Source organism: Micromonospora sp. RL09-050-HVF-A (assembly GCF_019374995.1).
Classification (GTDB): Bacteria; Actinomycetota; Actinomycetes; order Mycobacteriales; family Micromonosporaceae; genus Micromonospora; species Micromonospora antibiotica.
The window spans coordinates 3,391,639-3,406,104 of sequence record NZ_JAGKQP010000002.1 but is presented as its reverse complement, the minus strand read 5'-3'; the positions used below and the strand labels follow the sequence as shown (position 1 = coordinate 3,406,104).

Genomic DNA, 14,466 nt, shown 5'->3' with positions numbered 1-14,466 from the left:
TGCGGGTCCCGCCCGCCGGTGGGACATCGCTAGGCTCAGGTCGGCACCGGGCAGGGAGGAGACCCGTCGTGGACGAGTCGTGGCAGCCGGCCAACGACACCGAACGGGCGTTGCTGCGCGCGGCGCGCGACGACGACCGCACCGGGTTCTTCCGCATCCTCACCCGGGCCGAGCTGTTCCTGCCGCAGTTGCGTGCCGACGAGCCGGCCGACGGCGGTCAGCGGTTCGTCACGATGGACCTTTTCGGACAGCCGTTCCTGCCCGTGTTCACCTCGCTGGAGTCGATGGTGCCGCAGGTCGCCGGCGTCGCCGACGCGTACACCGTGACCGGGTACGACGAGCTGTGCGAGCGGTGGCCGGTGGCCGGGTGGCGGCTGGCGGTCAACCCGGGCACCCCGCTGGACGCGTACCTGCCGGTGGAGGCGGTCCGGGCGGCGGCGGACGGGGAGCTGGCCGTGCCCGCCGGGGCGGAGCTGCTCACCGAGCTGGCCGAGGCGGCGGCCGACGACGAGATCGCCGCCGCGACGGCCGACGGGTCGGACGATCCGGCTGCCGCGCCCGCCCCACCGGCACCCGCCCCGGGCCCGGCGGACGAGCCGGACACCGCCGCGCTGTTGCGGGACGCGGCCGAGCGGGGCGACTCCGTCGGTTACCTGGATGCGCTGCTCGACGCGCTGGTGGTGCTCCCCACCGGTGCCCCGGTGCCCGACCCGGCCCGGCTGGTCGACCCGGACTTCCCGTGGCGTGCGGTCGACGCGGGGGAGACGCCGGTGATCGAGGTGTTCACCGCCCCGGAACGTTTCGCGCGGGCCTACCCGGACGGCACGCCGAGCCTGCGGGCCACGATGGCCGCCCTGCTCACCGTCTGGCCGCCGGGGCACGCCCTGGCCGTCGACCCGGACTCCCCGGCCGGCATCACCGTCCCCGCCGACCAGGTGCCGTTCCTCCTGCTCTGGCCCACCCCCGACGAGACGGGCCCCGACGAGGTCACCAGCGCCGGGGCCGCCACCGACGACCCGAACTCCGCCGGGGCCGTCGCCGGGCGGCCGGCCGATGCCGGGTGGGGCCGGTGAGCGGGGCGACGCTGATCCCCGGTGCCCGGTACGCCTTCGGGGTGGTCCATCCGGTCGCGCCGATGCTGCGGGTCCGCTACCGGCAGGGGGTGCCGGTCGACCCGTACGGCTTTCCGGACTGGACGCCGTACGCGCGGGCGGTGGTCGAGCTGCCGCCACTGCCGCCGGGCATCGGGGTGGACGCGGCCCGGGTGTTGGACGTGCTCACCGCCAACCTGGCCGTACCCGACCCGGCCGACCCGGACGCGTCCGGGCGTACCCCGGCGGGGTGGGTCTGGGCGCATCTGGCACGCAGCCGGCGGGTCGCGCTGGTGCCGGCGGAGTTGCACGTGGCGCTGCGGCACCTGGGCGGGGTGGGCACCGGCGACGCCGACCCCCGGCGGCGCGGGCTGCCGGTGGAGACTGCCGAGCCGCCGCCGCTGCGGTTCGCCGAACGGCTCAGCCCACCGGCGGTGGCCCGCGTCGAGCAGCGGCTCGGCTGCGCCCTGCCGGCCGGCTACCGGGACTTCCTGGCCCGCACCAACGGTGGCTGGCCGGACTGGCCGGCGGTGCACCCCCGGTTCGGCTTCGTGGTCGACCAGCCGCTGTTCGGGGTGGCCCGCACCGACCGGATGCAGGACCTGTGCCACGCCAACGCCTGGTTCACCGACCGGTTCACCGCCGACTGGCTGGCGGTCGGGCACGTGCAGGGTGGGCTGCTCGCCGTCCGGGTGGCCGGCGGCGACGAGGGGTCGGTCTGGTACTGGGACGACGACGACCCCCGGGCCCGCGACGACGACACCGCCGCCGACGTCGGCAACCGGCTGCTGCACCGCTGCGCCGACAGCTTCGGCGTCTTCTGGCACGCCCTGCGGGCGGTGCCGGGTCCGCTGCGTGACCTGGCCGTGGAGGCGGTGGCCGGGGGGCGGGTGACCCGGGTCGAGGACGAGCGGACCGGGTCGGCGTTGCCGCCGGCCCGCCGGCAGCCGGCGGCGTGAGGCCGGGACGGAGGAACACATGACGGGGTACGGACGGCGCGGGCGACAGCCGGACGCCACGCAGGCACGGGCCCGGACGGTCATCGCCGACCCGCACCGGTCGGGCGGTCCGGCGACCGGCGGCGTGACCCGGTCGGGCGGTCCGGTGGCCGGCGGCGTGACCCGGTCGGGTGGTCCGGTGGCCGACAGGCCGGCGACGGGCGGCCCGGCCCGCGCGGGCCGGCGTCGGGTGGCGGGTGGGGTGGTCGTCGGGCTCGCCGCCGGACTGCTGGCCGGGCCGGTGCCGCCCGCTGCGGCGGCACCCGACTGTGCGCAGGCCGGTGGGCAGGTCGCCGCGCCGTCCTGGGCCCAGCAGGTGCTCGCCCCGGAACAGGTGTGGCCGTTCAGCCAGGGTGCCGGGGTCACCGTCGCGGTGCTCGGCTCCGGAGTGGACGGTGACCACCCGCAGTTGCGGGGGCGGGTCGAGCCCGGCTATGACGCGGTCCGGGGCAGCGGCCGGGCCGACACCGACTGCACCGGCCAGGGCACCCGGGTGGCCGGGCTGATCGTCGCCCGGCAGGCCGGCCCGTCGCCGTTCGCGGGGCTCGCGCCGAGCGCCCGGGTGCTGCCGGTACGGGTGGTCGACGACCGGGCGTTCGGTGCCGCCCCGGTCGACCCGGGGGTGCTGGCCCGGGGCATCGACTGGGCCGTCGACCGGGGTGCCCGGGTGGTCGCGGTGACCGTGGCCGCCGACCGGGACAGCGCGGCCCTGCGGACGTCGGTGCGGCGGGCCGTCGTCCGGGGTGTGCTGGTGGTGGGTGCCAGCGGCGACCGGGGCGGGGACGGTAACCCGGTGTCCTACCCGGCCGGCTACCCGGAGGTCCTCGCCGTCGGGGCGATCGGCCCGGACGGGCGGCGGTGGCCGAAATCGCAGTACGGGCCGTACCTGGACCTGGTCGCGCCGGGCGTCGCCGTCACCACCACCCAGCGCGGCAGCGGGCTGGTCGAGGCCGCCGACGGCACCGCGTTGGCGTGCGGGTTCGTGGCCGCTGCGGTCGCCCTCACCCTGGCCAAGCGGGGCGGTGCACCGCGCAGCGAACTGGTCCGGCTGTTGACGGTGACGGCGGTCCCCGGCGCCGACCGCGCCGAGTACGGCCACGGCACGGTCAACCCGTACGGGGCGCTCAACGACCAACTGCTGCCGCAGGCCAGACCCGCCCCGCTGCCCCGGTTCCGGCCTGCCGTCGACCGGCCCGACCCGGCGCTGCGGGAGAGCCGGCGGATCGCGCTGGCCGGTGCCGTGCTCGCCCTCGGCACCGTCCTGGTGATCTGTGCGGTCGCACTGACCCTGCCCAGGGTGCGCCGCCGCCGGTGGCGGGCCGCCGTCGCGCCGGCACCCGCCCGGTCGGCGCAGCCCACCGAACCGGGCCCCCCGGTGCAGCTCTTCGACGACCCGGAACCCGGCCCCGGCCGATGAACACCGCCCGCAGTTCAGGGCCGTGCCCGGCCGGGGCGGGCCGCCCGGGACAGCGGTCGGGCGGGCCGGTACGCCCGGTGGGGTCGGTCAGCCCCCGACGGTGACCGGGGCGGGACGGACCGCGCCCCGTGGGTCCAGGGTCGGGCCGGTCGGGACCAGCATGGTCAGGCTCGGCGGCACCACCAACGCACCCTCCGCCGGGTAGCCGAGCAGGCGCAACGCCTCGGCCGACGGCACCGCGTACCGGATGCCCAGGTCGGTGACGATGCTGTAGGCCCCGGGGCTGCCGAGCAGCTTCAGCACGGTGACCCGGCCGGCGGGGGCGGCGATCCGGTCGGCGAGCGGGACGCCGTCCGGGGAGACGGAACCGGTCGGCGCGGCCCGGTCCGCGCCGGGCAGCGTGCCGCCCACGGTCAGCTCCGGCGGGGTGCCGGCGTCGGAGGTGGCGGCACAGAGCTGCTGGCCGGGCTCCGGGCCGAGCAGCTTCGGTGGGGTGGCGGGCGGCTGGCCCCGGTCCGCCGGGCGGGGTAGCTGCCCGCTCTTCGGCAGCGCCGTGACCGCGGAGACGGCGACCGGCGCCGGTTGCCGCCCCGACTGGCCGGTCTGGATGGCCTGCTGCACCGGGGTGATCGGGGCGACCCCGTCGGTGAGCACCAGGTAGTGCTGCGGGCCGGAAGCGGTCTGGGTGACCAGCACGTCACCGTTGCGGCGGCCGGGCACCTCCCGGGACGGGTCGTCCCGGTCGGCGACGGGCAGGGCGGCGAGGTCCACCCCGGCGGGCAGCGCGTTCAGCCAGGCGGTGCCGACGGGGGTCGGGGTGACCGCCCCGAACAGGGCGGGCACGACCACCCGGGAACCCTGCACCAGGTGCCGGCGACCGTGCCAGACCAGGTAGTTCATGCCCAGCGTGGCGTCCTTGACGAGCAGCCCGTCGTCGCCGACGCCCCGCCCGTCGACCGGGCGGGCGGCCAGCGCCAGGGTCACCGTGTCGGTGGTGCGGCCGGTGTCGTCGGTCGCCGGGGCGGAGCAGACCGTCCACGGCAGACCCGCCTGCCGGTCCGCTGCCGGCAGCGAGGCCGGGGCGTTCGGGATGCCCATCGTCACACCCCGGGGGACCGCGCTGAGGGTGCTGCTGGAGACGCGTACCACGGGGGTGCCGGGGCGACCGGCGGCCAGCAACGCGGAGGCGTAGTTGAGCGTCGGGTGCAGCCGGCCGTCCAGATAGACGTAGGTGGCGCCGGTCTCCTTCTCGACCACCACCGAGCCGGGCTTGCGCCAACTGTCCCCGCCGACCTTGGTGAGCAACCCGTAGATGCCCACCCCGGCGGCGACCAGGACGGCCACCATCAGGCCGCCGAACAACGCGCCGATGCCCCGACGCAGCGGCGACTGCTGCGGGTCGGTCTCGCGCATCACGAACGCGGACATCACCCGCTGGGTCATGAACTGGTAGGACTGGAGCTGGTCGCGGCGGGTCGTCATCGTCGCCTCACCCGCCGATCGAGGCGAACATCCCCCGGATCGCCCCGAACAGGCCGATGACCGCGCAGGCCAGCGGAATCAACGCCATGATGGCGATCACGTCGGCGATGTCGGCGGCCCGGCCCAGATAGGGTGACGGCCGGCGACGGCTGTAGAGCAGGCCGGCGACCAGGGTCACCGCCGCCACGGCGACCACACCGAGCCCGATCAGCATCCGGTCACCGCCCGATGTGGTGGCCAACAGCGCGGCGACGGTCAGCGCCGACAGCCCCAACAGGCCACTGACCAGCAGCGGCACCCGCTGCGCGGCGGTCGGGAACAGTCGCCCGCGCAGCAGCAGCGCACCGGCACCGCAGAGCGCCAGCAACACGCCGGCCGGGGTGCGGTCCTCGGTCAGCAGGAACGCGATGGCGAGCGCGCCGCAGACCGACGCGGACAGCAGCATCCCGGTGAGCAGCTCGGTGGCCCGCGCCACCGTCACGAAGACCCTCGCCCGCTCGGGCACCGGCCGGTCCTTGAGGATCTCCTCCGGCCGGTCGGGCAGCTCCGGCACCGGCAGCCTGCCCAACCAGCCGGCGATCAACGGGTAACCGGGCAGCAGACCGATCACCGTGGTCAACGTCGCCGCCGCCGCCCCGGCGGGGGAGACCCCGCCGTAGCAGAGCAGCGCGGCCAGCACGCCGGTCAGGCCGGCGGCAGCCCCGGCCATGAACAGCCGCTGCACCCCACCCACCGCCGCGTACCCGGCGATGCCGAAGACCAGCAGCGCGGCGGAGCCGAGCAGCAGGCTCGGTGCGCCCAGGTCGACGATCCGCACCCCGTCCGGGGCGGCGAGCAACGCCCCGCCGAGCAGGGCGTAGGGCAGGCCGGCCGCGGCGACCACGGCACCGGCGGTCGCGTCGGGCACGGCCCGCGACAGCACCGGCCCGGCGACCGCCAGCAGCGCCGCGACCCCCAGCGCCAGCAGGCCCGGGGCCCGCCACGGCGAGCCGACCGCGAGCAGGGCGAACAGCCCGAATCCGAGCAGCGCGGCGGTCACCGTCAACCCGGCCCGCCGGGTGGCGTCGTTGCTCCACGACCGACCGGTCCGGCGCGCGCCGCTGGCGATCACCTCGACCACGTCGTCGTACGCCAGCTCGGGCCATTCGTCGCGGCCCGGCGTGAGGTGCAGCAGCTCGCCGTCGCGGACGCCCTGCACGGCGAGGTTGCGGGTGGCCTCCAACAGGGTGCCGGTGGCGCGTCGGAGCACCCAGCCGCCCTGCTGCTCACCGACGTCGCCGAGACCCTCCCCGGCATGCCGGAGCAGGTGCGGCAACAACTCCCCGACGAGCATGCCGTTGGGCAACGCCACGTTCATCCGCCGCTGGGGAGCGGCGATCGTCACCCTGGCCAGACTGAGACCGCCCGGGGCCGTCACGCTGGTCACCTCCCCGTGTGCCACGCGTCCGCGCGGTCGCCTCCTGGGCCCTCCGCGGCGGTCAAGGTAGCACGGCGGGGCCGCCCGTCGGGGGGTCCGGCCGACGGGCGGACGGCGGTCCCTGCCAGGGGCGACCGGTCGATAGAGTGGGCCGCCGGTGACCTATGTGGTGGGAGGTACGGGGGAGATGTCGTCGTTGGTGGTCGTCAAGCGTCCACCCCGCCGGCCGGCACCCCCGCTGCCGACCGGGGAGGTGCTGCTCGACCCGCCGCCGGAGGTGCCGGCGGCCGGCGGCCGGGGCTGGACCCGGATGCTGATGATCCTGCCGATGGCGGCCGGTGCCGCGGCGATGGGCCTGATGATGGGCATGCAGCGCGGTGGCGTGATGACCTATGTGGTCGGTGGCATGTACGGGGTCTCCATCCTCGGCATGATCGCGGTGATGGTGGTCAACCAGTCCGGGCCGGGCAAACGCGAGATGATCGAGGCACGCCGGCAGTACCTGCGCCGCCTCACCCAGCTGCGGGCCCAGGTCCGCAACACGGTCCGCCAGCAGCGGGAGGCCATCCACTACCGGCACCCCGACCCGGACTCGCTCTGGTCCACGGTGACCAGTGGTCGGCTGTGGGAGCGTCGGCGGGGCGACGCCGACTTCAGCGTGGTCCGCATCGGGCTCGGCCCGCAGGAGGTCGCCACCCCGCTGATCCCACCGCAGACCCGCCCGGTGGACGAGTTGGAGCCGCTGTGCGCGGTGGCGCTGCGCCGGTTCGTCGCCACCTACTCGGTGGTGCCCGACCTGCCGGTGGCGATCGCCCTGCGCGACTTCTCCCACGTCCACCTGCGCGGGGCCGACGACGCCGTACGCGGGCTGGTCCGCGCGGTGGTGGCCCAGTTGACCACCTTCCACGCCCCCGACGACCTGCTGGTCGCGCTCTGCGTCGACCCCGACCGCCGGGCCGGGTGGGAGTGGGCGAAGTGGCTGCCGCACGCCCAGCACCCGACGAAACTCGACGCGGTCGGGCCGATCCGGCTCTTCGCCCCGACCGTGGTGGCGCTGGAGGCGATGCTCGTCGACGTGCTCGCCAACCGGCCGCGCTTCGACCCGTCGGCGACGGCGACCGTCGCGCCGTACGTGCTGGTGGTGATCGACGGCGGGCAGGTCGCCGGCTCCGACCACCTGATGACCGAGGGCGGGGTCGCCGGGGTGACCCTGCTGGACCTCACCGGTCACCCCCCGCGCCTGCTCGACGAGACCTCCGTGGTGCTCGACGTCGCCGAGGACGGCACCATCTCGGGCACCACGATGGACGGCAGCACCCGGGTCGGCCGGGCCGACACCCTCGATCCGGCCCGGGCCGAGGTGCTGGCCCGGGAGTTGTCCCCGCTGCGGCTGTCCGCCGCGTCGTACGCCGACCAGCCGACCGTCGCCGCCGACCTGGGGTTGGCCGATCTGCTCGGCCTCGGTGACCCCTACGAGCTGGACCTGGCCACCGCCTGGGGCAGCCGGCCCAACCGCAGTCGGTTGCGGGTGCCGATCGGGGTCAACGAGAGCGGCCGGCCGATCGAGCTGGATCTCAAGGAGTCCGCCCAGGAGGGGATGGGCCCGCACGGGCTGCTCGTCGGCGCGACCGGCTCCGGCAAGAGCGAGCTGCTGCGGACGCTGGTGCTGGCGCTGACCGTCACGCACAGCCCGGAGATCCTCAACCTGGTGCTTGTCGACTTCAAGGGCGGTGCCACCTTCGCCGCACTGGACCGGCTGCCGCACACCAGTGCCGTGATCACCAACCTGGCCGACGAGTTGTTCCTGGTCGACCGGATGCTCGGGGCGATCCAGGGCGAGATCACCCGCCGGCAGGAGCTGCTGCGCCGGGCCGGCAACTACGCCTCGCAGCGCGACTACGAGCGGGCCCGCGCGGCCGGGGTGCCGCTCGCCCCGCTGCCCAGCCTGCTGATCGTGGTGGACGAGTTCAGCGAGCTGCTCAGCGCCCGACCGGACTTCATCGACATGTTCGTGCAGATCGGCCGGGTGGGCCGGTCGCTGGGCATGCACCTGCTGCTGGCCTCGCAGCGGCTGGAGGAGGGGCGGCTGCGGGGCCTGGAGACGCACCTGTCGTACCGGCTGGGGTTGCGGACGTTCTCCTCGATGGAGTCCCGCGCGGTGCTCGGGGTGGCCGACGCGTACGAGCTGCCCCGCTCGCCGGGGCACGGCTACCTCAAGGCCGGCACCGAGGGGCTGATCCGGTTCAAGGCCGCGTACGTCTCGGGGGCGGTCCGGCAGCACGGCGGGGTGCCCACCGTCGGTGGCCGGCTGATCGACCCGGTACGCGACTACACCACCGACTACGTCCCGCTCGCCACCGACGACGAGCCGGACGAGCCCACCCGGGCCCCGGTCGACGAGCATGTCGGGGAGAGCCTGCTCGACGTGCTGGTGGCGCGGATGCGGGGGCACGGGCCGGCCGCCCACCAGGTCTGGTTGCCGCCGCTGGAGGAGCCGCCCACCCTCGACGCGCTGCTGCCACCGGTGCAGGTGTCCCCGGTGCGGGGCCTGACGATCGCCGCCGAGGACCGGCACGGCGCACTGCACGGTGTCGCCGGCATCGTCGACAAACCGCTGGAGCAGCGCCGCGACCCGCTCTGGTTGGACCTGGCCGGGGCGGCCGGCAACGTGATGGTGGTGGGCGCACCGCAGACCGGCAAGAGCAACCTGCTGCGTACCCTGATCACCAGCCTGGCCCTGGGCAACACCCCGCGCGAGGCGCAGTTCTACTGCCTCGACTTCGGCGGCGGCACCCTGGCCGCGCTGGCCGGCCTGCCGCACGTCGGCGGGGTGGCCAGCCGACGTGAGGTGGACAAGGTCCGGCGGACCATCGCCGAGCTGCACGGGTTGATGCAGGCCCGGGACGCGTTGTTCACCACGCACGCGGTGGAGGGCGCGGCGGCCTACCGGCGGGCCCGCCGGGAGGGCCGTTTCCAGGAGGACCCGTTCGGTGACGTGTTCCTGGTGGTGGACGGCTGGGCGGCGCTGCGGGCCGAGTTCGAGGACCTGGAACCCCTGGTCACCGAGCTGGCGAATCGGGGGCTCGGCTACGGCATCCACATCCTGGCCGCGACCAACAGGTGGATGGACGTCCGGCCCGCGGTGCGGGACATGTTCGGTGCGAAGGTGGAGCTGCGCCTCGGCGAGCCGGCCGACTCGGTGATCAACCGGCGGGCCGCAGTGAACGTGCCGGAGCAGCACGGCCACGGGCTCACCCCCGACGGCCTGCACTTCCTCGCCGGCCTGCCCCGCCTCGACGGCCGGCCCGTGGTCGACGACCTGCCGGACGCGCTGGCCGACCTGGTCAGGCAGGTGCAGCAGCACTGGACGTCGGCAGGTGCCCCGGCGGTGCGGCTGCTCCCCGCCGAGCTACCCTTCGAGGCGCTGCCCGCCGCGCAGGGCGGCCTGATCCCGATCGGCATCGCCGAGACCGACCTCCAGCCGGTACGCCTCGACTTCACCGCCGAGCCGCACCTGCTGCTCTTCGGGGACGTCGAGTGCGGCAAGAGCACCTTCCTGCGTGGGCTGGCCCGCAGCATCGTCGAGGGCAACGACCCGGCGCAGGCCCGGATCATCCTGGTCGACTTCCGGCGTAGCCTGCTCGGCGCGGTGGACTCCGAGCACCTGATCGGTTACGGCACCTCCCCGCAGGTCACCGCCGACCTGGTCAAGCAGGTGTCCACGGTGATGGGGGAGCGGTTGCCGGGGCGGGACGTCACCGCCGAGCAACTGCGCGACCGCAGCTGGTGGAAGGGGCCGGAGCTCTACCTGCTGGTCGACGACTACGACCTGGTGGCCGGGGCGGCGGTCAACCCGCTCGCGCCGCTGCTGGAGTACCTGCCGCAGGCCCGCGACATCGGCCTGCACCTGGTGCTGACCCGACGGATCGGCGGTGCCGGACGGGCCATGTTCGACCCGATGATCGGGCGGATCAGGGAACTGGCCTCCCCGGGCATCATGATGTCCGGGCCGCGGGAGGAGGGCGCGCTGTTCGGCACCGTCAGGCCGCAGCGGCTGCCCGCCGGCCGGGGTTGGCTGTTCACCCGGCGCCACGGCGCCCAACTCGTCCAACTCCCCCTGGTGCCCCCGGCGTGAGCGGGGCCGTCGGTCCGACGGTCGGTTCTGCTCCCGAAGAGCAGAACTGCCTGCTAGCCTGGATGATGCAGGACGCCCGCCGGGCTCCCGCGCCCGCCTTGAGGCCCGCTGATGCGGGCCTCTCGTGCATCCGTCTCGGGTTTGCCTTCGCAGCGGATCCCAGCACCACGAGTGGTGGCGGCGTGGCTCGACGAGCGACCAGAGTTGCTCGTTGAGTGGAAGATCTCGTAGCCGTGCAGCTCCGCGTCGGCGGGAACCCCGTACGTCTTCGCGGCGTCGACCATGACGCGATCGAGAGCCTCGCTGAGCGGGATCGCCACGGTGTCGGGCACCAGCAACGCTCCGACCCGGTAGACCCCGGGCGGTGCACGACTCGTCGACGTAGCAGAGCAGCGCAACGTGAGAGTACGACCCGTTTGGGTGACGGCCGGGAGTTACCCATCCGAGGGTGCGCGTGTCGGGCCGACTCTGCATGGGGATCGGGCGGGTTACGCTGCGCTGGTGAGCCGGCGTGACCAGTACCGGACCGAGCTGCGGGAGCGGGGTCCCGCGCGGTGGCCGGCGTTCCTGCGGGAGCATTCGGGGCTGCCCGGGCCACGGGCCAACCTTGAGCTCGCCCAGGCCGTCGCCGACGAGGGCGGGCCCGCCTCGTTCGACCATCTGATCGGCACCGACGACGAGTATCTGGTGTTCTGCGGGGTGCTCGGTCTGGGTCGTCTGCTGGCGGCCGGCGGGCGGGCCCCCAGACGCATCGAGGCACGCCTGCACGACCACGCCACCGACCCCCGCTGGCGGGTACGCGAGGCGGTGGCCCTGGCGTTGCAGCGGCTCGGCGACGCCGACCTGCCGAGCCTGCTCGACCTCGGCACGGCGTGGGCCGGGGACCCGCACCCGCTGGTCCGGCGGGCGGCCGTCGCGGCCGTCTGCGAACCGCGACTGCTGACCCACCCGGAGGCCGCCGCCCGCGCCGTCGTCCTGTGCGACCGGGCGACGGCGGGGCTGGCCGCGCTGCCGTCCGGCCGTCGCCGCGACGACGACGTCCGGGCCCTGCGTCAGGCGTTGGGCTACTGCTGGAGTGTCGCGGTGGCTGCCGATCCGGCTGCCGGCCTGCCGCTGTTCCGGGCGCTGGCCGGCGTCGACGACGGCGACGTGGCCTGGATCGTCCGGGAGAACAGCCGGAAGAAGCGCCTGGCCGGGCTGCTCGTCAGCGGCGGGGTGCGCCCAGCAGGTGCTGCTCGACCGACGTCTGGCTGATCCACAGGTGCCGGTCCGTGCCGCCACCGACCAGGGTGAGCATGTCGTCGGCCATCACCTGGAGGAACCGGCCGCCGTCCGGGGGCAGCCGCAGCGCCTGCTGCGCCGTCGCCGACTCGTCGGCGGAGAGCCGTTGCAGCACGCAGAGATCGCTGTCGTGCAGGGCGGGCGCGGTGCCGGCATCGAGCCGCCGCAACACGGTCAGCTCGGCCTGCCACACCCCGGGGGACGCCGTCCCGGACGCGGTCGGGTCGGGGGACGTCGACCCGGGTGTGGTCGGGGCGGTCGCGCCGGGCGGTAGGTCGCGGACGATCAGGACGGGCTGCTGGGCGGTGCCGGCGGTGGGCAGCGGGCGGCCGTCGGCGTGTATCTCGACCCGGTCGGCGGCCCGGCCGAGCGCCGCCGTGCCGAATCCGGCCCAGCCGGCCGGGTCGGCGGTGAGCACGACGACCCGGGCCCCCAGGGCCAGCGCCCGGAAGGCGACGAGCTGCCCCGCCCACACCCCGCCGACCAGGGTCACCCGGGTCGGTTCCGGGCGGAACAGCCGGATCGTGACCGCTGCCCGGCGGCGGTCCGCCCCGAGCACCAGACCGGCCGGCAGCGGGGTGGGGCTGAGCCGGGCGAGGGCCGCCGGGGAGACCGCGTGGGTGCCGATCCGCAGCCGGGGCAACCGCCCGGACGGCCCGCCACGGCCGGGGACGTCCTCGGCCCCGAGGCCGTGGGCCGGCGGTGGCCCCGGTGGAGCGGGTGGATGGCTTTCCGGGGCGGCCAGCGGACTGGCGAGGGACCGGGTCAGCGGGTCGGCGGTGGCCAGCGCGGTGGCGGTGGCGGTGCCGGCCGCGTCGGCGTCGCCACCGGTCCGGGCGCCTGAGGCAGCCAGCACCGGTGCGTCCGCAGCGACCGGCGGTGCGGTGACCGGCGGTGCGGTGACCGGCGTTGGTGCGGTGGCAGCGGCGACCGGTCCGCCCGGGTACGCCCCGGCAGCCGCCGGCCCCGGGCGGTACGCCCCACCGGCCTGACCCGGGGAGCGAGGTCCACCGGTCGAATCCTGCGGATACGACCCCTCGGTCGGGCCCTGCGGGTACGGCTCACCGGCCGGCTCCGCCGGGTACGGCTCACCGGCCGGCTCCCGGTACGGCCCGGCCGGCCGGGCCGGGGACGCGCCGAAGGTGGCCGGCACCGTCGTGCGTCGTTCGTCATCCGGTCCGGTCATCCCGCGCCACCCCCCGTCGGTGCCGACGCGTACACCGCCGGGCCGTGTTCGCCGTCGAGGGGAAAGAGTTCCCCGCCCGCCTGCCGTACCCCGTCGACGGCCGGCCCGCACAGCTGCGGCAGCAGCTCCGTCGGCCCGGTGACGCGGACCAGCCCCCGCAGGTCGAGATCCTCCCCCGGCCCGTTGGAGGCGGCCGTCAACGACACCGTCACCAGCGAGGCGGGCAGGGTCTCCAGCCAGCCGAGCATGGCCGCCGCCCGGTCGACGGGGGGCCAGCGGCGGATCCAGAACGAGCGGTGCGCGAGCGGGCCGCAGTGCCACGCCGACCACTCCTCGCGGACCGGGGTTGCGCCGAGCGGGACGCCCGGGGTGAACCCACAGGACCGGCCGACGGCGGCGAGCAGGCCGTGGGCGTCCAGCAAGCGGTGCTCGACCCCGCACCGGCGCAGTGACCTGCCGACCTGGCGGGCCAGCGCGGCCACCACCGACGGGGCGATCCCCAGGTCGACCGCGTAGTCGCCGATCGCCTCGGCCAGCGCGCGGGCGTCCAGCCGGACCGCCACCCAGGTCGCCCGCGCCCCCGGGACCGGACCGCCGTCGAGGCCGGCCAGCAACTGCCGGTAGGACTCCCGGGCCGGGGCGGTCGGGTCGTCACCCGGCCCGCCGGCCGGGACGGTGCTGGTCACCACCTGGAGCACGGCGCCCGGCTGCCCGGATTCCGCCAGTGCGGTGGCCAGCACGTCCAGCGGCAGGCCGCCCGGCGCGTCACCGGTCGGCCCGGACCCGCCGACGGCGGCCACCGCGAACCAGCCGGCGTCGTCGCGGGCCACCCCGATCCGGGTCCCGTCGGCCAGCGCCACGGTGCCCACCGACAGGCCGGGGGCGAGTCGTTGCAGGGCGTCCAACCCCGCGTCGGCGGCCACCGGCACCGCCGCGGCGGCCCGCCGCCGGTGCTGCCGGGCCAGCGACCGCTTCTCCAGCCACCAGCGGCCCCGCGAGCGCAGGAACACCACGGTCAGCAGGAGTACGCCGCAGAGCGCGGCGACGACCAGCACCGGCATGCCGAACAGTCCACTGGCGAGGACGCTGATCAGCACCGCCTCCACCAGGAGCAGTTGCAGGACGTGCAGCTCACCGATCCGGCCGGGACGGCGACGGGGGGCCAGGTGCAGGCGGGCGTCGGAGTGTTCCGGCCGGAGGGTGGTGTGTCCCGGTCGTGGTGCTCCGGTCATCTCCGGCTGCCCCCCAGACGCCTCGACCCGTGTGGCCCACCCACGGTGGGCCGCCCTCATCATAGGAACCCGCCGCCGCCACCCGGGGCCCGTGGGGTCGGCGGCCGGGCACCCGCCGCCGGGCTGCCGAGGCGGCCGGTCCGTTGCAGGTCGACTCGTCCGCAGGCCGGCTCGTGGCGGGCCCGGGTCGGGCTGGTCCACAGTCGACCGCGGAGTCGAGGGCGAAG

The 14,466-nt window shown here is 75.8% G+C and carries 9 protein-coding genes; 5 read left to right on the top strand and 4 right to left on the bottom strand.

The genetic code is table 11. From position 1 onward, the window contains the following. The first annotated feature begins 68 nt into the window (after positions 1-68). Genes J7462_RS14685 through J7462_RS14675 form a run of 3 tightly spaced genes read left to right on the top strand, consistent with a single transcriptional unit; the run spans position 69 to position 3,506 of the window. Positions 69-1,073, top strand: coding sequence for an SseB family protein (locus J7462_RS14685; protein WP_219464562.1), 1,005 nt, complete (start codon positions 69-71; stop codon positions 1,071-1,073). Beyond that, positions 1,070-2,050: an SMI1/KNR4 family protein gene (locus J7462_RS14680; RefSeq protein WP_219464560.1), complete on the top strand. Its 981-nt coding sequence runs from the start codon at positions 1,070-1,072 to the stop codon at positions 2,048-2,050. The genes J7462_RS14685 and J7462_RS14680 overlap by 4 nt, the downstream gene beginning before the upstream one ends. 19 nt (positions 2,051-2,069) lie before the next feature. Further along, a complete protein-coding gene (locus J7462_RS14675) occupies positions 2,070-3,506 on the top strand; it encodes a S8 family serine peptidase (protein ID WP_219464558.1) in 1,437 nt (478 codons plus the stop codon). An 87-nt stretch (positions 3,507-3,593) separates the two neighbouring features. Here J7462_RS14675 and eccB read toward each other — a convergent pair whose 3' ends face one another. Beyond that, on the bottom strand, positions 3,594-4,988 hold the full coding sequence (gene eccB / locus J7462_RS14670; RefSeq protein WP_219464557.1) for a type VII secretion protein EccB: 1,395 nt from the start codon (positions 4,986-4,988) through the stop codon (positions 3,594-3,596). Between the two features lie 7 nt (positions 4,989-4,995). Beyond that, complete coding sequence (gene eccD / locus J7462_RS14665) at positions 4,996-6,405, bottom strand: type VII secretion integral membrane protein EccD (protein WP_219464556.1); 1,410 nt, start codon at positions 6,403-6,405, stop codon at positions 4,996-4,998. A gap of 187 nt (positions 6,406-6,592) precedes the next feature. Between eccD and eccCa the strand changes: the two genes are divergently transcribed. Next, a complete protein-coding gene (eccCa, locus tag J7462_RS14660) occupies positions 6,593-10,540 on the top strand; it encodes a type VII secretion protein EccCa (protein ID WP_219470351.1) in 3,948 nt (1,315 codons plus the stop codon). A gap of 501 nt (positions 10,541-11,041) precedes the next feature. Further along, on the top strand, positions 11,042-11,794 hold the full coding sequence (locus tag J7462_RS14655) for a HEAT repeat domain-containing protein (protein ID WP_219464555.1): 753 nt from the start codon (positions 11,042-11,044) through the stop codon (positions 11,792-11,794). Here the strand turns inward: J7462_RS14655 and J7462_RS14650 are convergent. Next, the gene (locus tag J7462_RS14650; RefSeq protein WP_219464554.1) at positions 11,745-13,007 is read right to left on the bottom strand and encodes a hypothetical protein; all 1,263 of its coding nucleotides are present in this window, start codon (positions 13,005-13,007) and stop codon (positions 11,745-11,747) included. The two genes, J7462_RS14655 and J7462_RS14650, sit on opposite strands and share 50 nt — an antisense overlap. Further along, positions 13,004-14,239, bottom strand: coding sequence for a type VII secretion protein EccE (locus tag J7462_RS14645; RefSeq protein WP_219464553.1), 1,236 nt, complete (start codon positions 14,237-14,239; stop codon positions 13,004-13,006). The genes J7462_RS14650 and J7462_RS14645 overlap by 4 nt, the downstream gene beginning before the upstream one ends. Between the last annotated feature and the right edge of the window lie 227 nt (positions 14,240-14,466).

Coding starts and splice junctions, on each gene's coding strand:
- J7462_RS14645 (WP_219464553.1), bottom strand. CDS start 14,239: ATGACCGGAGCACCACGACCGGGACACACCACCCTCCGGCCGGAACAC.
- eccCa (WP_219470351.1), top strand. CDS start 6,593: ATGTCGTCGTTGGTGGTCGTCAAGCGTCCACCCCGCCGGCCGGCACCC.
- J7462_RS14650 (WP_219464554.1), bottom strand. CDS start 13,007: ATGACCGGACCGGATGACGAACGACGCACGACGGTGCCGGCCACCTTC.
- J7462_RS14675 (WP_219464558.1), top strand. CDS start 2,070: ATGACGGGGTACGGACGGCGCGGGCGACAGCCGGACGCCACGCAGGCA.
- eccB (WP_219464557.1), bottom strand. CDS start 4,988: ATGACGACCCGCCGCGACCAGCTCCAGTCCTACCAGTTCATGACCCAG.